The organism is Terriglobales bacterium, from assembly GCA_035561515.1.
Classification (GTDB): Bacteria; Acidobacteriota; Terriglobia; order Terriglobales; family Acidobacteriaceae; genus DATMXP01.
Genome location: DATMXP010000023.1, coordinates 24,446 through 40,540 on the forward strand (window position 1 = coordinate 24,446; position 16,095 = coordinate 40,540).

A 16,095-nucleotide genomic window follows, 5' to 3' on the forward strand; every position below is an offset into this window, starting at 1 on the left:
TGGCCGTTGCTTTCAGCTCATCCTATTCCGATTCTGGTTCCACATGGAATTACACGCGAGGTTCGCTGTCCGAGTGCGGATATAATCGTCTCCGATTTCACCGTACACCATGGCTGCTATCGAGACCTTTGCACTAGAAAAGATCTATCAGGTCGGTTTTTGGCGCAAAGCTAAGAAGCGCGCCCTCAAACCACTCACCTTCGCGGTTCCGGAAGGGGAGGTTTTCGGATATCTCGGCCCTAATGGCGCAGGAAAGACGACCACTTTGCGCCTCCTCATGGGCCTCGTCGATCCCAGTGGCGGCTCGTTCAAGATTCTTGGCGGATCCATCTCTAGTTCGCTCATCCGGTCGCAGATAGGATTCCTTCCCGAACAGCCTTACTTCTACGATTACCTGACTGCACGCGAACTGCTGAACTACTTCGCGACACTCTCGGATGTCCCGGCAAAGGACCGAACGCGGCGCATCGAGGCCACGCTCACGCGCGTGGGATTGGCCCCCGACTCCTGGAGCACCCAACTACGCAAATACTCGAAAGGCATGTTGCAGAGAGTAGGGCTGGCTCAGGCAATCCTGCACGAGCCCAAATTGGTCATCCTGGACGAGCCCATGTCTGGGCTTGATCCCATGGGACGCCGCGAAGTACGCGACCTCATCGAGGAACTCAACCATGAAGGGAAAACAATCCTCTTCTCCACGCACATCCTCTCCGACGCGGAAGCGCTCTGTGATCGCGTTGCGGTGATAGCGAACGGCGAATTGCGGGGAGTGGGCGTGGTCGCCGATCTTACGGCTAGCGTAAAAGGCAACGTTGAGGTTGTCTGGCAAGATGCCAACACAGTTCCAGCGATTACCGCTTTGGGTCTGCAGTGTCACACGGTTGGAGAAACCGTTCGGGCGACCGTTCCCGAAGCACAGGTTGATACGGTCATCGACACCTTGCGCGCTCACAATGCACGGCTGGTGTCGCTCACTCCGGTCCGCACAACATTAGAGGATTACTTCGTGGCGCGACTTGCGGTTCCGGCGGAGGAATCCCAATGAACCGCCGCATCACCGCCATAGCGACGAATACATTCCGCGAAGCCGTTCGCGACCGTGTCCTTTACAACCTGATTATCTTCGCGCTGATCATGATCGGTGCTTCCCTGCTGCTCGGTCAGATCACGATCGGCGTGCAGCGGCAACTGCTCATTAATCTTGGACTCACCTCGATTTCCGTTTTCGGCGTCCTGATCGCGATCTTCATCGGCATCGGACTCGTCTCGAAGGAAATCGACAAGCGCACCCTCTATACCGTCCTCACACGGCCGGTGCAGCGATGGGAGTTCATCCTGGGCAAGTTCTTCGGACTCGTTCTCACGCTGATCGTGAATGCCGGGTTCATGACGGTCGGGTTCTTCATCGCACTTCTTTACCTCATGCGCGGACTGCAACCCGCCGACGCCTACATCCTGGTTGCGATCTACTTCATCTTGCTGCAGTTCATGATCGTAACGTCGCTTGCGCTTCTCTTTTCGTCGTTCTCGACGCCGATCGAATCCGCGGTGATGACGTTCGCGTTCTTTGTCGTGGGTAGTTTTAGCAGCGACCTGCACGCGTTCGCGCAAGCATCCACCGGCCTCACCCACTACACTGTCACCGTGATGTCGTACCTCGTTCCCAACTTTTCCGCGCTGAACGTGATCGCGTCAGTGGCCCAAGCGAAGCCAGTGGCGGCAGGACTCGTGCTGATGAACACTCTTTACGTTCTCGGATATGCGGGCGCAGCCGTCTGTGCCGCGAGCCTGATCTTCCATAAGCGCAGCATGAAATGACGCCGGCGTCTACATCACGCGTTTCTATCGTGCTGATAGCAGCAATCGTTTTGCTGTTCACTACGGCATTGATGTCCAAGCATCAGGTGGATCGGATCCGTTCGCAGGAGGCCGAGGACGAAGTTCTCTACATTCCATCTGCCAAGGCTCTTAAGCGGATGAGCCTCGGCTACACGGGACTTCTGGGCGACATCTACTGGACTCGCGTGGTGCAGTATTTCGGCTGGAAACATAAGCAGCGCGCTGCCGAATACCCGCTGCTTTATCCGCTGCTGGATATCACGACTGAACTTGACCCACAGCTCGTGGTCGCCTATCGCTTCGGTGCGACATTTCTTGCGCAACAGCCGCCCGACGGAGCGGGGCAGCCCGACAAAGCCATCGAACTCGTTGAAAAAGGGATTCGCTACAACCCAGACGAGTGGCGTCTTTATTACGAGCTCGGCTTTCTTCAAGCCATGGAGCGCCACGACTACATCGCGGCCGCCGACGCCTTCAATCGCGGATCTAAGGTTCCGAAGGCCCATCCGTTTTTACGCGTTATCGCGGCAGCCATGGCCCAACACGGAGGCGACCTTGAAACCGCCCGTATGCTCTGGCGGACCACCTACGAAACGACGGAAGACGTGATGATCAAGCAGAACGCGGAACGGCATCTCCGCGCTCTGGAGGTCGACGAGACTGTGCCGAAGTTGGAGGCCGTCGTTCAGGCATACCGCGACAAAACCGGCACTCTCCCGAGAAGTTTCATGGAGCTTGTGAACGCCGGATACCTCCGCTTCATTCCCACCGACCCCCTTGGACGCCCCTATAAATTGCGGCCCGATGGCCAGGTGGTCGTGCAAGATCCAGCCGACCTGCCGTTCATACGTCAGGGGCTACCACCGGGGTACAAACCCTTGTTACGCTCCCTGCCTCAAATTCCAAGGTAAGCTAGTCTGTGATCGTGACCAAGGTACGAACGACAACTCTGGTTTTCTTACTTTGTATCTGCTCCTCGCTGGTCCTTTCGCAGGGGAAGCAGGACAAAAACGACGAGCTCAAAGCCTTGGCGAACAAGGTGGACGAGCATTACAACGGCCTTAAGTCCCTTCGCTCGCAATTCCACGAGTCCTATAGCGGAATGGGAATGTCCCGAAGGGAATCCGGCATGCTTTACCTGAAGAAACCCGGCCGGATGCGTTGGGAATACCAGACTCCGCGCGAAAAACTGTTCGTCTCCGATGGCAAGACAGCCTGGTTTTACGTCCCGGGAGAGCAACAGGCCCGGCGAGCACCCGTCAGCAAGATCGACGATATCCGCTCTCCCCTTCGTTTTTTGCTCGGCAAGACCAAGCTGCTCAAGGAGTTCCGTGAGTTATCGTTTTCGAGCAGCCTGAAGCCGCTGAACCCGGGGAACTTCGTTCTGCGCGGCGTTCCCAAAGGCATGGAAGACCGGATTTCGATGGTGACTTTGGAAGTCTCCCCCGGGGGCCGGATTGACCGAATCACCATGGAAGAGGTTGATGGCGCCACGACCGATTTCATCTTCTCGCAGGAACAGGAAAACGTTCCCGTGGCCGACAATCTGTTCAAATTTCAGCCGCCGCGGGGAGTGGAAATCGTGGAGGCAAAGGAACTCGGGAATTAAGCCTTTACTGGCTGAAACTGCTGCAAGTTGTTGAACTTTGCGGTGTTACACTTAGGGATTCGAACAGAGCTTCCCGACCGATTTCGAGTTGGCCCATGGCTGAATTTCTCGTAAAAGTCGCCGACGACCGTGGACATATGCAGGAGCAGGTAGAGAGTGGCTTCTCCGCCGCCGAAGTCCGCGACCGATTCACCCAGCAGGGATTTCTTGTCTACTCGGTCAAGCCACGAGGCTTATTCCAGGGGGGCACTTTCAACCTGCCGCAGCAGCGCAAGATCAAGTCGGACCAATTCCTGATCTTCAACTCCCAGTTCCTGACCCTGATCCGTGCCGGCCTTACCATCGTCAACTCAATCGACCTGCTCATTAAGCGGCAGCGCAACCAGTTCTTCCGGGCGACGCTGGAGAACGTACGCGACCGGGTAAAAAGCGGCGAACTGCTATCCGCAGCCTTCGCCGAACAGGGTGTCTTCCCTCGCATGTACACCACCACCGTGCTCGCGGGAGAAAAGAGCGGCAATCTCGAGGAAGTGCTGGGACGCTATATCGGTTTCCAGCGAATGGCGCAGACCTTCCGCAAGAAGCTCCAGGCTTCACTGATTTACCCGGCGGTTCTGGTCGTGCTCGTCGTAGGAATGCTCAGTTTCCTGCTCACCTATGTTGTGCCCAAGTTCGGCGAGCTGTATGAGCAGATCAGCACCCAGGGACAGCTCCCCGCACTTACGCTGTTCATGCTCGCGGTCGGCGAAGTGGCCCGAAAATATGCCCTGGTTATTGTGATCGCGGTGGCAACTGGGGTCTTCCTGCTGTGGCGTTGGAAAGCTACGGAAGCGGGTGCTCGCCAGATCGACAGCGTCCGGCTTCGACTGCCGATCATTGGTCCTATCTGGCTGAAGTATCAGATCGCCATCTTTTCGCGAACACTTGGGACGCTTCTCTCCGGCGGTATTCCCTTGGTCCCGGCCATTGAGACCGCAGCCGCATCTATGCAAAGCCGTTCTCTTGCCGACGCCCTGATGAATGCGTCCGTCCGTGTCCGCGAGGGCCAACCGCTCGCCAAAAGCTTGGAAGAAACAAAGAAGTTTCCGGAACTTGCCGTCGAAATGATCGAGGTCGGCGAATCGACAGGTGCACTTCCTGCGATGCTCACCTCCGTGGCAGAGTTCTACGAAGAAGACGTGCAGACCTCTCTATCGGCTGCGATGTCTTTGATCGAGCCCGCCATCCTGATCGTGATGGGAGTGGTTGTGGCTTTTGTATTGTTATCGCTCTACCTTCCCATCTTCACATTGGGAGCGGGTGGAATAAAGTAACGAGGCTTTTTAGCAGTAAGGATTTCATGGCTACGAACAAGGCTTTATTTGTAAACGGCGGAACACTGGTAGCACCGCAGCAGTCTCCAAGCGGCGCGGACGAAGAAGCACGCGCGCGCGAACTCGCCCAGCGTTATCGTTGCGAATTTCTCGACCTCAAGAACACCCATCTCCAGCCGGACCTGTTTAAGAAGATTCCGGTGGACATGATGTTCCGCTACAACTTTGTCCCACTCGAAGAGCGTGATGGACGTCTTGCCATCGCGATCGCCGATCCCAGCCAACTCATGGCGATTGACGAAATCAGCGTGCTTCTTGGCAAACGCATCCTGACCAAGGTCGCCACCGGCTCGCAGATCAAGGACATCCTCACCAAAACCGAGCAGTCGCAGCGCGTTCTGGAAGAAGCCGGCGAAGGCTTCATGCTCGATGTCATCACTGAGGATGAATCGGGCGATGAGACCATCTCCATCGAGCGCCTGACTGCCGAGACCGACATCTCGCCGATCATCCGTCTCGTCGACACGACCATCTTTACTGCGCTCCAGCGTCGCGCCTCCGACATCCACATCGAAACCCGCGACGATTCCGTGGTCATCAAGTACCGCATCGACGGAGTCCTGCAGCCTGCAATGTCGCCGATCGCCAAAGAGCATCATTCGACGATCATCTCGCGTATCAAGGTCATGTCCGAATTGGACATCGCCGAACGCCGCGTGCCGCAGGACGGCCGCTTCCGCGTCCGCTACAGCAACCGCTCGATCGATTTCCGCGTTTCGATCATGCCGTCGATTCACGGAGAAGACGCCGTACTCCGTGTGCTCGACAAAGAATCGATGAGCGAGAAGTTCCACAAGCTCACGCTCGATGTGGTCGGATTCAGCGACGAAGACCTGAGAAAGTTCCGTCGTTACATCCAGGAACCCTATGGCATGGTGCTTGTTACCGGACCCACCGGTTCCGGCAAGACCACGACCCTCTACGCCGCGCTGAACGAGATCAAGAGCGACGAAGATAAGTTCATCACCATTGAAGACCCGGTCGAATATCAGATCCGTGGCATCACCCAGATTCCGGTAAACGAAAAGAAGGGTTTGACGTTCGCTCGCGGTCTGCGGTCGATCCTGCGTCACGATCCCGACAAGATCATGGTCGGCGAAATTCGAGACACCGAAACCGCGCAAATCGCCATTAACGCCGCCCTGACGGGTCACCTGGTGTTTACCACCGTCCACGCCAACAACGTCGTCGACGTAATCGGACGCTTCCTCAACATCGGTGTAGAGGCCTACAATTTCGTTTCCTCGTTGAACTGCATCCTGGCTCAGCGGTTGGTACGTGTGATTTGCGAGCACTGCAAGCACAAGGTGAATTACACGGCTGACGTTCTCGAAGACAGTGGACTCGATCCGAAGGAATGGTCCGGTGTCAGTTTCTATGAGGGTCAGGGCTGTATCGAGTGTGGCGGTACTGGTTACCGCGGACGCACCGCAATTCACGAATTACTTGAGCTTACCGACCGGGTTCGCGAGATGATATTGGCGAAAAAACCTTCGTCGGAAATCCGTAAGGCCGCCCAGGAAGAAGGGATGCATTTCCTTCGCGAGTCGGCGCTCATGCGGGTAAAGGCTGGCATTACGACTTTGAAAGAGATCAACAAGGTCACGTTCATCGAGACGATGCGTTAATGGCGACCGCACGAAAAATCGGACCAACGCTGGCATGCGAGATCACGCCGGAACGCGTGATTGCCGCTCGCCGTAGTGACGATGGGGCCTCACTCGACTCCTACACCGCTCGTGCGCTTGCGGGAGGCGTTGTAACGCCCCACTTGGCGGAAGCGAATGTTAGCAACGCGGAAGCCCTCCGTCAGGCCATCAGCGATGCCCTCACCACGGTGGGTTCGCGCTCGCATGATGTCATCGCGATTGTTCCTGACGCTGCCGTCCGTGTGGCCTTGCTCGAATTCGACACTCTCCCGGAACGCAAGGCTGAAGCCGACGGCGTGATTCGTTTCCGTCTTAAAAAGGCGCTGCCCTTCGATGTAGAGAAAGCCCACCTTAGTTACGAGATCATCCGCGCCGACGGTAAGGTTCGCGTCGCATGCGCAGTCGTGCTCTCCTCGGTCTTGCAGGAGTACGAGACGATCTTCCGCGACCTCGGCTTCTCGCCCGGCATTGTGCTGCCGTCGAGCGTGGCGTCGCTGGGGAATGTCCACTCTGCCGATCCGGTCATGATGATCAAGTCCGACGCTTACACGACAACACTGGCCATCATCGGCGACGGACAACTGCTCCTTTTCCGGACACTGGAAAACACCACTGGTTCCGCTCCGGTCACCGATCAACTGGTGGAGGACGTCCACGCTTCGCTGGTGTTTTTTGAAGACACGTATAACATGAGGGTCCAAACCATTATGCTTGGCGGGCAGATCGAGATCGACAGTCTCGCCACCGCGCTGGAACAGCAGACCGGGGTTCGCGTCCAGACACTCGTGTCTCCCGACCTTGTAGGCACGGCACGCCCGAATTTCCCGCCTTCGGCACTCGCCGGGGTGGTAGGAGCTTTGCTCGGCTGATATGCGACTCAACATCAATCTCGCGAGCCAGCCGTACGAAGACGCCCGCCGGTTCACCGCGCTTTGGACTGGCATCCTCGGCGCACTTGTCCTGCTTGCCGTAATCCTGGGTGCTGCCGCAATCCACCACTGGCAGAGCTACCGCCAGATGACCAACAACATCAATCGGGAGAAACAGATACTCGCCGACTACGATGTGAAGCAGCAACAGGACCTAGAAATTCTCAACCGGCCACAAAACCGTGACGTCCGCCAGAAATCTGAGTTTCTTAATGAGCTTATTCGGCGCAAGGAGCTCTCCTGGACCCAGATCTTCAATGACCTCGAGAAAATGATGCCTCCGCGGCTTCGTGTTCTCGCGGTCGAACCGCAAGTTCGCGACGACCAGATCGTTCTAAAGATGGAATTGGGGGGCGACTCCCGTGAACGCGCGGCCGAACTCGTGCGTCGCATGGAGCGCTCCAGGACCTTTCGTTACGCCCAGGTCGTAAGTGAAGCCGATGCGGCCACCACACCCGGCGAGTCCGATGTCATGCGCTTCCAGATTACGGCTGAGTATGTCCCCGCCAATGAACGTCCGGCACAAGCGCCGGCAGGAACCACCGGAGGCGGACAATAATGGCCAACGTACGACAGCTCCGGTCTAGGCTGCAGATTGCCATGGCCATCTTGGTCGGCATCAACGTGTTTGCTGCGGGCGCGCTTGCCTACATGTTGGTCCGTACCAGCGCACTGCCAGGCGACTTCCAGCAACTCCGTCAGCAGGTTCAGAACCGCAAGGGTAAGGTCGTTCCGCCCGAAATCGTGAACGAACGCGTGAAGCAGGCGCGAGAGGAAATCGGCAAATTTTACGAGCAGCGCTTTCCGAACAGCTCGGCCGCCGTTTTCGAAACACTTGGTAAGATTGCGAAAGAAAACCGCGTCAAACTGAACCAGGCTACCTACCGTGTGGACGAAACGGACATGCCCGGACTGCGCCAGGTAGTGATTTCCGCTAACCTTGACGGAGACTACGTCCAGACGGTGAAATTCATCAACGCGCTTGAGCGCGACAAGAATTTCTTCGTCATCGGACGCGTTGCGCTCGGCGATCAGAAGTCGGGGCAGGTTCGTTTGACACTTCAAATCGAGACATTCATGAGAGGCCAGGCGTAGTGAAGATCGGCGCCGAAAACTCGAAGAAGACCATGGTTGCGATCGGACTCTTCCTCGTCGCGCTGGTCCTTACCATTCGGATGATTGCCGGCAGCTTCTCATCTTCACCCGCACAGCCCGCGACCACCACCAGCACGTCGACGGCTACGACTCGCGGCACCACGCGAACTCGTACTGCCGCCCGCGGCACTGGCCGCGTAAATGTGAAGCAGAACACCGCCGGACCAGTCACTCCAAACCTGGATCCGCGTTTGCGCCTCGACGTTCTCCACGAAGTCGAGTCCATCGAGTACAGCGGTGACGGTCGCAACATCTTCCTGGCGCATGCCGAGCCAGCGGTTGAGATTCCCAAACCAAAAGCGTCGGGATTCAAGAACAATGCCACGCCGCAGCAGGTGGTCAACACGCCTCCACCGCCGCCTCCGCCGCCACCGATCAACCTGAAGTTCTTTGGCTTCGCCAGCCAACAGGGTTCTACGAAGAGAATTTTCCTCTCTTCCGGCGATGATATTTTTGTCGCGAGCGAAGGCGAAATCGTGCAACGTCGCTACAAAATCGTGAAGGTCAACCCCAACTCCATTGAGGTTCAGGACGTACTGAGCAATAACCGCCAGACGATTCCCCTCACTGCCGGCTAGAAGTATGCGTCTCGGCCATTTTCATTACCGTCCTTCGGCAACACATAAACACCAATCGGGGTACATGCTGATTGTGTTGGTGTTTGTCATGGTCGGCCTCACCATTGCCGCACTCGCCACGGCCCCCAAGATCGCCACAGCGGTACAGCGCGACAAAGAAGAGGAAATGATTCACCGCGGGGTTCAGTACGCCCGCGCGGTGAAGAAGTACTACAAGAAGTTCGGGCGCTACCCGTCAACGATTGAGGCCCTTGAACAGACCAACAACATCCGGTTCCTTCGTAAGCGTTACAAGGACCCCTTCACGCAGGACGGCAAATGGCAGCTTGTCCGCTACGGCCAGGTACAGATCAGCGCAACAGGACGTCAGGGTGGAACCTTCGGCGGTCCCAACCAGCCCGGTCTTCCTAATATTCCCGGCGTGACGGGACTTGTTCAGGGAACCCAGCCCGGAACCAGCAACTTCGGCGGATTTGGTACCACGGGTCAGGGCGCTACCGGAAGCAGCGGATCCGGCGTGACCGGCACAACGGGAACCGGCACTGGCGGAACTGGGACGACTGGCACCACCGGCACCTCCAGCACCACCGGCACACAATCGGATCGCCCTGTCGGCGGAACCTTTGGCACGGCTGGCGGGGGATCGTCCAGCACGGGCACCAGCGCAGGCCAGACACTCGGCGGAGGTGCCATCATCGGCGTCAGCAGCGCAAGTGAACGCGAGTCACTGCGTGTCGTCGCCGACAAGAACCACTACAAGGACTGGAAATTCATCTACGACCCGACGATGGACCGTGGCCTGATTACCGGGCCTTACGACCCGAAACAGCAGGTGATGGGCCAGGTCCCGGGTGCGCAGCAGATCGGCCAGCCGATCGGTCAGCCCATTGGCGGCCAGCAGCCCCAAACCGGCTTCGGCCAGAATCAAAACGTTTTCGGAACGCCTAAACTTCCGCCTGATACTCAAGCTCCGCCCAACAGATAATCATCCAACCGATACAATAGAATCATGCCGAAGAAAAAGGTCGTCAGCCTGCGTTGTCCAACGTGCAGCAAGCTCGTGCTGCGCGATGAGCCTGACTTCCCTTTCTGCAGCGATCGGTGCCGGCTGATCGACCTCGGCAAGTGGGCGAGTGGAGGTTACGTGATCTCCAGTCCCATCACCGATCCTGAAGACATCGAACGCGTCGAAAAGACGCATGAGGAACAGCATCGCAAGAGCTTCGACAAACATGGACGCCACATCAACTGAGCCGGCGACATCAAAGCCGCCACTCTGGGCCACAACAATCGCCACGTTTATCGGGACTGGTTATGGAAAACCCGGTCCTGGAACTTGGGCGTCGGTAGCGACTGTTCTCCTTTGGGCGGCGTTCGCTCCTCACGTCAGCCAGCACCAACTCCTGTGGACTGCCGTGGCAGTATCCGCGTTCGTCACTCTCATCGGAATCCCGGCTGCAACCGTTTACTCGCGTGCCGTCGGTTCAGGTGATCCCTGCCAGGTTGTGATCGACGAAGTCGCCGGACAGATGATCGCCCTCATCGGTGCGCCGTTGAATTGGAAGTGCCTTGTCGCGGGACTTATACTTTTTCGTGTCTTCGACATTACGAAGCCCTTCCCGCTGCGCCGCTTTGAAAAGCTGCCTGAAGGTATCGGCATCATGATGGACGACGTGGGTGCGGGCCTTTACGCTCTCGCCGTTATGCAAATTTTGCTGTACATCGGTTTCTTGAAATAGGAATGGGGATCTCGAACCACTTGCTGGGAAAGAAGAACGTCAACGGATATCCACACATCGACACCGTCGAGCCGGCTGCCGGCCTCGTGGGAGGCGAAGTTCGCATCCATGGAAGCAGCTTGAGCGCTCCCGAGTTGCGGCGTCCGCGCGTGCGCTTCAACGAAGTCGACGGGCCTGTAGTTGTGAGCACCAACCGCTTCGTCATCGCGCGCGTTCCCGAAGGCGCCACTTCCGGTCCCCTGACGGTAACCACCACCGGCGAACCCAGTAATGCGCAGGAGTTCCGGGTCGGGTCCACGGTAGCCGAAAATCTTCACCCAGTTACAAATCCTGCAATCGATTCGGAAGGCAATCTCTACGTCACCTTCTCCGGTTCTCGTGGCCAGAAAGTACCGGTCGCGATCTTCCGCATCGACACCAACTTCGTCGTGAAGCCGTACATCACCGAAATGATGAATGCGACGGCTATCGCCTTTGATAACGACGGCCAGATGTATGTCTCGTCGCGTTTCGACGGGACCGTGTATCGTGTCGCGCGCAACGGGACGATGGCGGCTTACGCCGAGGGCATGGGGATCGCCACCGGCATAGCCTTTGACGCCGAGCAGAATCTCTATGTCGGTGATCGCAGCGGAACGATTTTTAAGATAGGCCGCAACAAGGAGATTTTTGTCTTCGCCCTGCTCGAGCCCAGCGTATCGGCGTACCATCTGGCTTTTTCACCCGATGGCGATCTCTACGTTACCGGTCCGACCGTCTCCAGTGTCGATGTGGTGCATCGCATCAGACCGAACGGAGATGTCTCCATCTTCTTCAAAGGGCTGGGCCGCCCACAGGGTATCGCATTTGATGTTGACGGCAATCTGTACGTCGCCGCTTCGTACTCAGGACGCCGCGGTATCGTTCGTCTCACGCCCGATGCGCAACCCTCAATGGCAATAGCCGGACAGGGACTCGTCGGCCTCGCTTTTGCTCCCGGAAGAACGGTGTTCCTCGCCAGCAACACCGCCATCCATCGCCTCACGTGGGATGTGCAAGGAAAAGTCCTGAGCACTCCGGAATTCTAGCTCTCATTTTCGAAACTTATCGACGGCTTCCTGCGTCTAGTTAGTTAGGGGAACACCAACAATCTCCTGTTGGTGCTGGGGCTTCTGGAGAATCAACATGAAAATCTACAGGAGCATTTTGTTCTTCTGCCTTGTCACATTCCTGTCCACAGTTCTTGCCTTTGCTGCGGACAAGCAGGATTACACCAACCATGCAAGTATCACCTTCGACCGTCCGATAACCATCGGCAACACCCAACTCCAACCACAAACCTATACGCTGCGCTGGAATGACACTGGAAACACAACCGATGTTCATTTCTTTGATGGACACAAAGAAGTCGCCTCTGCCCCTGCCCACATCAACAAGGTGAACAAGAGCCAGGAAGATGGCTTCACCTTGGATAACGTTGCAACCAAACCACAACTCGAGAACGTTTTTTCAAAACACGAAACACTGGTTTTCAAGGGCGTCTCGGGCTCAAACTCCGGAATGTGAACCACACCTGGTTCGCATTCGGGCGCGGGTTGAACCGCGCCTTTCTTCTACCTTGAAGCACTACACGGTTTTACTTACCCGGATGCTATCCTCTTAGCGTGATCGCCGAGATTATCGCTATCGGATCGGAACTTCTCGACCCGTATCACCAGGACACCAACTCTCTTTACCTCACCGAGAAGTTGAACCTTCTCGGCGTTGTTGTTGCATTTAAAACAGTTGTTGGCGATAACGCGCAGCACCTCACAGATGTCGCCCGCACCGCGATCGGGCGTTCCGACATCGTCATCTTCATGGGTGGACTCGGCCCCACCGAAGATGACCTCACCCGCGAATGCGTTGCCGCCGCCCTGGGCCGCCAACTCCATCGCGACCCTACGCTCATCGCCGAACTCTACGCCTGGTTCGCATCTCGCCGTCGACGCATGGCCACGAACAATGAACAACAGGCGGACGTGATCGAGGGCGCCATTGTTCTTCGGAACTCCCGCGGAACCGCGCCCGGCCAGTATCTTGAAATTGAGGTCGAAGGCCGCCCGAAGTACATCATGCTGCTTCCCGGACCTCCCTACGAAATAAAACCAATGTTCGAGGAACAGTGCTTCCCTCGCCTCAAAGAGAAACTACCGCCGGCTTTCATCGCCACGCGTCGGCTTCGCGTCGCCATGATGGGCGAATCCGACTGCGACATGCGCATCGCCCCCATCTACAAAACGGCCGAGGGCGTGGAGACGACCATCCTTGCCGGCGCGGGAGAAATCAATCTGCATCTTCGCGCACGGTCCGACAACCTTGAGCATGCAGAACAACTGGTCGAGGATCTTGCCGGCAAACTCGAGGACGAACTCGGTGACGCCGTTTACTCGCGCGGCGAATCGCTCGAAGAGATCGTCGGCTACTACCTTCAGCTCCGGAACGCCACTCTCGCGGTCGCCGAATCCTGCACCGGGGGCATGCTCGGTCGCCGAATCACGTCTGTCAGCGGAAGCTCTCGCTATTTCCTCGGTGGAGCGATCGTTTACTCCAATGAATTCAAGACGCTCTTTGCCAACGTGCCGCCCATGATGATCGCGGAACACGGTGCCGTCAGCGAGCAGGTCGCGCTCGCACTTGCCGAAGGCATCCGCGATGAAACCCGCGCCAGCATCGGCCTGGCGATCACTGGCGTTGCAGGTCCTGCGGGTGGCACCGAAGACAAACCTGTTGGCTTGGTTTATCTCGCCCTAGCCGACGCAAACGGAACTGAAGTGCTGAAGCGTCAGTTCCCCGGCGACCGCGAACGAATCCGCACCTTTGCGACGCAGCAGGCACTCGACATGCTACGTCGACGACTCATGGAAGCCTAATCGTATGCGCCTCTTCGTCGGACTCGACATCCCGGAAGCGATTCGCACCGCAATTGCCAACTACGTCGATGAACTCCGTCGCGTCGCACCCGATGCGAAGTGGGTCCGTCCCGAGAGCTACCACGTGACGTTGAAGTTCATCGGGGAATGGCGTCGTGATGTGCGTGAGGTCACCTCCGAACTCGATCAGATTGAGGCACCATCGCTCGACGTGTCGTTCCGCAATTGCGGATTCTTCCCGAACGCGAAGGCACCGCGCGTGTTCTGGATCGGCATCGCGGCCGACTCAAAGCTTCCGTCCCTTGCCGTACAAGTCGACCGGGCCTGCTCCGCGTTTGGAATCGAATCGGAAGACCGCGAGTATTCTCCGCACCTTACTCTCGCCCGGTCTGGTTCCGGTTCGCCTCGTCCAAAGCGCCATGAACCATTGGCTGCATCCATGAAGCGCCTCGCCGAAAGAATCGCGGGAATCCAAGCACCCGATTTTGGTACCATGCACGCGACAGAATTCTTTCTATACGAAAGCAAGTTGTCGCCCGGCGGAGCGAAGTACATCAAGCTGAAGTCGTTCCGGTTGGGCGATTAGTCGTCGATCATTAGTCGTTCGCAAATATGCAAACATACGTAATCGTCGCGATCATCGCGTACCTTCTCGGCTCCATTCCCTTCGGATACATCCTCGTCCGCCTCTTCCGCAAACAAGACGTTCGAACGATTGGCAGTGGCAACATCGGTGCGACGAACGTCGCCCGCTCCGGAGCCAAAGGTTTGGGAATAGCGACGCTGATCCTCGACGCGGCGAAAGGGTATGCAGCAGTCGCATTGGCGAGACTATTGGTTTATCGAATGCCCCCAGCCGGTCTTCATTTGGACTACACGGCTGCCTGGCTTGAGGCGGCATTTTGGGCCGCCGCCCTTGCCGCCATCTTCGCCATCCTCGGCCACATGTTCCCGATCTGGTTGAAGTTCAAGGGCGGGAAGGGCGTTGCGACAGGAGTGGGTGTCTTCCTTGCTATTGCCCCCAAGGCCGTCGGATTGGTTCTCGTCATCTTCTTGGTGATCGTCTGGTTTTCGCGATACGTTTCTCTTGGATCTATTATCGCCACCGCTGCATTTCCAGTACTGGCCTGGGTCCTGTACAGAGACTCAAAGGCTCCAATAGTCTTCATTGCTGCCGCGTTCGGTGCCTTCCTAATCATCGCCAAGCATCACCAGAACATCCGCCGCTTACTCGCCGGAACCGAACACCGTCTAGGTGAAAAGAAAACCGAGGTGCGCGCATGAGTAACATCGCTGTGATCGGAGCCGGTGCCTGGGGTACCGCTTTAGCCGTTGCGCTTGCGCGTCAGCATCGCCACAACGTCACGCTGTGGGCCTTCGAGAAGGAGGTCTCTGAATCTGTCCGGCAGCGTGGGATCAACGAAATGTTTCTGCCGGGCCAGACGCTTCCCATCGAAATCCAGGTCACCAACAGCCTGGAAGAAGCTCTGCGCAATCAGCAGATGGTTGTGAGCGTAATGCCGTCACACCACACGCGACGCGTGTTCAAGAACATGGCGCCATTCCTGCACCGCGAAATGATTTTCGTATCTGCCACTAAGGGCGTCGAGAACGAGACCCTGCTGCGCATGAGCGAAGTCATCCGCGAGGTGATTGCCGAAAAAGGCTGGAATCCCCGCATCGGCGCGATTAGCGGTCCATCATTTGCCAAGGAAGTCGCCAAGGGCGATCCGACGGCTATCACGGTTGCCTCCAAAGACGCCGACCTCGCCGCGCTGGTACAGCGCGAATTCAGCGACCATACCTTCCGCATTTACACCAACGACGACATTATTGGCGTGGAGCTCGGTGGAGCGCTGAAGAACGTAATTGCCATCGCCGCCGGTGTCTGCGACGGACTCGGCCTTGGCCACAACACCATCGCCGCGCTCATCACGCGAGGCCTCGCCGAGATCGCCCGCCTTGCCGTCGCTTGCGGCGCTCGCCAGGTGACCATGGCGGGACTAGCGGGCATGGGTGACCTCGTCCTCACCTGCACCGGGGGCCTTTCCCGCAACCGCACCGTCGGCGTCGAACTTGGCAAGGGACGCAAGCTGGACGAGATCATCGCCGGAATGCACGGCATGGTCGCGGAAGGCGTGCTCACCACAAATGCTGCCGTTGGCCTCGCGAAGAAAATGAACGTAGAGATGCCCATCACAGAGCAGATGTACGCCATTCTGCACGACGGAAAATCACCGAAGGAATCGATGCGCGAACTCATGACGCGCCGCGGCACCAGTGAAGTGAAACTGCTCACTGCCGACCAATAAAGAACGGCGGCCCGCAGGCCG

The 16,095-nt window shown here is 57.4% G+C and carries 19 protein-coding genes; all 19 read left to right on the forward strand.

Annotation, left to right across the window (positions count from 1 at the left end; genetic code table 11):
* Window positions 1–109 precede the first annotated feature (109 nt).
* The 19 genes from VN577_10425 (at window position 110) to VN577_10515 (ending at window position 16,074) form a co-directional block, all read left to right on the forward strand.
* Window positions 110–1,045 carry an ABC transporter ATP-binding protein gene (locus VN577_10425; protein HWR15236.1) on the forward strand — a complete coding sequence of 312 codons (936 nt, stop codon included), beginning with the start codon at window positions 110–112 and terminating at the stop codon, window positions 1,043–1,045.
* Window positions 1,042–1,818, forward strand: coding sequence for an ABC transporter permease subunit (locus tag VN577_10430; protein HWR15237.1), 777 nt, complete (start codon window positions 1,042–1,044; stop codon window positions 1,816–1,818). The genes VN577_10425 and VN577_10430 overlap by 4 nt, the downstream gene beginning before the upstream one ends.
* The gene (locus VN577_10435; GenBank protein HWR15238.1) at window positions 1,815–2,750 is read left to right on the forward strand and encodes a hypothetical protein; all 936 of its coding nucleotides are present in this window, start codon (window positions 1,815–1,817) and stop codon (window positions 2,748–2,750) included. Before VN577_10430 ends, VN577_10435 begins: the two co-directional genes overlap by 4 nt.
* A 14-nt stretch (window positions 2,751–2,764) precedes the next feature.
* A complete protein-coding gene (gene lolA / locus VN577_10440; protein ID HWR15239.1) occupies window positions 2,765–3,448 on the forward strand; it encodes an outer membrane lipoprotein chaperone LolA in 684 nt (227 codons plus the stop codon).
* 95 nt (window positions 3,449–3,543) lie between these two features.
* On the forward strand, window positions 3,544–4,761 hold the full coding sequence (locus VN577_10445; GenBank protein ID HWR15240.1) for a type II secretion system F family protein: 1,218 nt from the start codon (window positions 3,544–3,546) through the stop codon (window positions 4,759–4,761).
* Between the two features lie 26 nt (window positions 4,762–4,787).
* Window positions 4,788–6,449 (forward strand): GspE/PulE family protein, encoded by a 1,662-nt coding sequence (locus VN577_10450; GenBank protein ID HWR15241.1) that lies wholly within the window; start codon window positions 4,788–4,790, stop codon window positions 6,447–6,449.
* Complete coding sequence (locus VN577_10455) at window positions 6,449–7,339, forward strand: hypothetical protein (protein HWR15242.1); 891 nt, start codon at window positions 6,449–6,451, stop codon at window positions 7,337–7,339. Before VN577_10450 ends, VN577_10455 begins: the two co-directional genes overlap by 1 nt.
* A gap of 1 nt (window position 7,340) precedes the next feature.
* Window positions 7,341–7,958 (forward strand): hypothetical protein, encoded by a 618-nt coding sequence (locus VN577_10460; GenBank protein ID HWR15243.1) that lies wholly within the window; start codon window positions 7,341–7,343, stop codon window positions 7,956–7,958.
* A 41-nt stretch (window positions 7,959–7,999) separates the two neighbouring features.
* Window positions 8,000–8,494 carry a hypothetical protein gene (locus VN577_10465; protein HWR15244.1) on the forward strand — a complete coding sequence of 165 codons (495 nt, stop codon included), beginning with the start codon at window positions 8,000–8,002 and terminating at the stop codon, window positions 8,492–8,494.
* On the forward strand, window positions 8,494–9,132 hold the full coding sequence (locus tag VN577_10470) for a hypothetical protein (GenBank protein HWR15245.1): 639 nt from the start codon (window positions 8,494–8,496) through the stop codon (window positions 9,130–9,132). The genes VN577_10465 and VN577_10470 overlap by 1 nt, the downstream gene beginning before the upstream one ends.
* 4 nt (window positions 9,133–9,136) lie before the next feature.
* A complete protein-coding gene (locus VN577_10475; GenBank protein HWR15246.1) occupies window positions 9,137–10,117 on the forward strand; it encodes a type II secretion system protein in 981 nt (326 codons plus the stop codon).
* Between the two features lie 24 nt (window positions 10,118–10,141).
* A complete protein-coding gene (gene yacG, locus VN577_10480) occupies window positions 10,142–10,384 on the forward strand; it encodes a DNA gyrase inhibitor YacG (protein ID HWR15247.1) in 243 nt (80 codons plus the stop codon).
* Window positions 10,365–10,871, forward strand: coding sequence for a phosphatidylglycerophosphatase A (locus VN577_10485; GenBank protein ID HWR15248.1), 507 nt, complete (start codon window positions 10,365–10,367; stop codon window positions 10,869–10,871). The genes yacG and VN577_10485 overlap by 20 nt, the downstream gene beginning before the upstream one ends.
* 2 nt (window positions 10,872–10,873) lie before the next feature.
* Complete coding sequence (locus VN577_10490) at window positions 10,874–11,938, forward strand: hypothetical protein (protein ID HWR15249.1); 1,065 nt, start codon at window positions 10,874–10,876, stop codon at window positions 11,936–11,938.
* A 97-nt stretch (window positions 11,939–12,035) separates the two neighbouring features.
* On the forward strand, window positions 12,036–12,416 hold the full coding sequence (locus VN577_10495; GenBank protein ID HWR15250.1) for a hypothetical protein: 381 nt from the start codon (window positions 12,036–12,038) through the stop codon (window positions 12,414–12,416).
* Between the two features lie 98 nt (window positions 12,417–12,514).
* A complete protein-coding gene (locus tag VN577_10500; protein ID HWR15251.1) occupies window positions 12,515–13,762 on the forward strand; it encodes a competence/damage-inducible protein A in 1,248 nt (415 codons plus the stop codon).
* A gap of 4 nt (window positions 13,763–13,766) precedes the next feature.
* On the forward strand, window positions 13,767–14,348 hold the full coding sequence (thpR, locus tag VN577_10505; GenBank protein HWR15252.1) for an RNA 2',3'-cyclic phosphodiesterase: 582 nt from the start codon (window positions 13,767–13,769) through the stop codon (window positions 14,346–14,348).
* A 26-nt stretch (window positions 14,349–14,374) separates the two neighbouring features.
* A complete protein-coding gene (plsY, locus tag VN577_10510) occupies window positions 14,375–15,046 on the forward strand; it encodes a glycerol-3-phosphate 1-O-acyltransferase PlsY (GenBank protein HWR15253.1) in 672 nt (223 codons plus the stop codon).
* Window positions 15,043–16,074, forward strand: a complete 1,032-nt coding sequence (locus tag VN577_10515; GenBank protein ID HWR15254.1) for an NAD(P)H-dependent glycerol-3-phosphate dehydrogenase — start codon at window positions 15,043–15,045, stop codon at window positions 16,072–16,074. Before plsY ends, VN577_10515 begins: the two co-directional genes overlap by 4 nt.
* Window positions 16,075–16,095: the final 21 nt, after the last annotated feature.

Coding starts and splice junctions, on each gene's coding strand:
- VN577_10430 (HWR15237.1), top strand. CDS start 1,042: ATGAACCGCCGCATCACCGCCATAGCGACGAATACATTCCGCGAAGCC.
- plsY (HWR15253.1), top strand. CDS start 14,375: ATGCAAACATACGTAATCGTCGCGATCATCGCGTACCTTCTCGGCTCC.
- VN577_10465 (HWR15244.1), top strand. CDS start 8,000: ATGGCCATCTTGGTCGGCATCAACGTGTTTGCTGCGGGCGCGCTTGCC.
- VN577_10450 (HWR15241.1), top strand. CDS start 4,788: ATGGCTACGAACAAGGCTTTATTTGTAAACGGCGGAACACTGGTAGCA.
- VN577_10435 (HWR15238.1), top strand. CDS start 1,815: ATGACGCCGGCGTCTACATCACGCGTTTCTATCGTGCTGATAGCAGCA.
- VN577_10485 (HWR15248.1), top strand. CDS start 10,365: ATGGACGCCACATCAACTGAGCCGGCGACATCAAAGCCGCCACTCTGG.
- VN577_10460 (HWR15243.1), top strand. CDS start 7,341: ATGCGACTCAACATCAATCTCGCGAGCCAGCCGTACGAAGACGCCCGC.
- VN577_10515 (HWR15254.1), top strand. CDS start 15,043: ATGAGTAACATCGCTGTGATCGGAGCCGGTGCCTGGGGTACCGCTTTA.
- thpR (HWR15252.1), top strand. CDS start 13,767: ATGCGCCTCTTCGTCGGACTCGACATCCCGGAAGCGATTCGCACCGCA.
- VN577_10425 (HWR15236.1), top strand. CDS start 110: ATGGCTGCTATCGAGACCTTTGCACTAGAAAAGATCTATCAGGTCGGT.
- VN577_10490 (HWR15249.1), top strand. CDS start 10,874: ATGGGGATCTCGAACCACTTGCTGGGAAAGAAGAACGTCAACGGATAT.
- VN577_10495 (HWR15250.1), top strand. CDS start 12,036: ATGAAAATCTACAGGAGCATTTTGTTCTTCTGCCTTGTCACATTCCTG.
- VN577_10475 (HWR15246.1), top strand. CDS start 9,137: ATGCGTCTCGGCCATTTTCATTACCGTCCTTCGGCAACACATAAACAC.
- yacG (HWR15247.1), top strand. CDS start 10,142: ATGCCGAAGAAAAAGGTCGTCAGCCTGCGTTGTCCAACGTGCAGCAAG.
- VN577_10445 (HWR15240.1), top strand. CDS start 3,544: ATGGCTGAATTTCTCGTAAAAGTCGCCGACGACCGTGGACATATGCAG.
- VN577_10455 (HWR15242.1), top strand. CDS start 6,449: ATGGCGACCGCACGAAAAATCGGACCAACGCTGGCATGCGAGATCACG.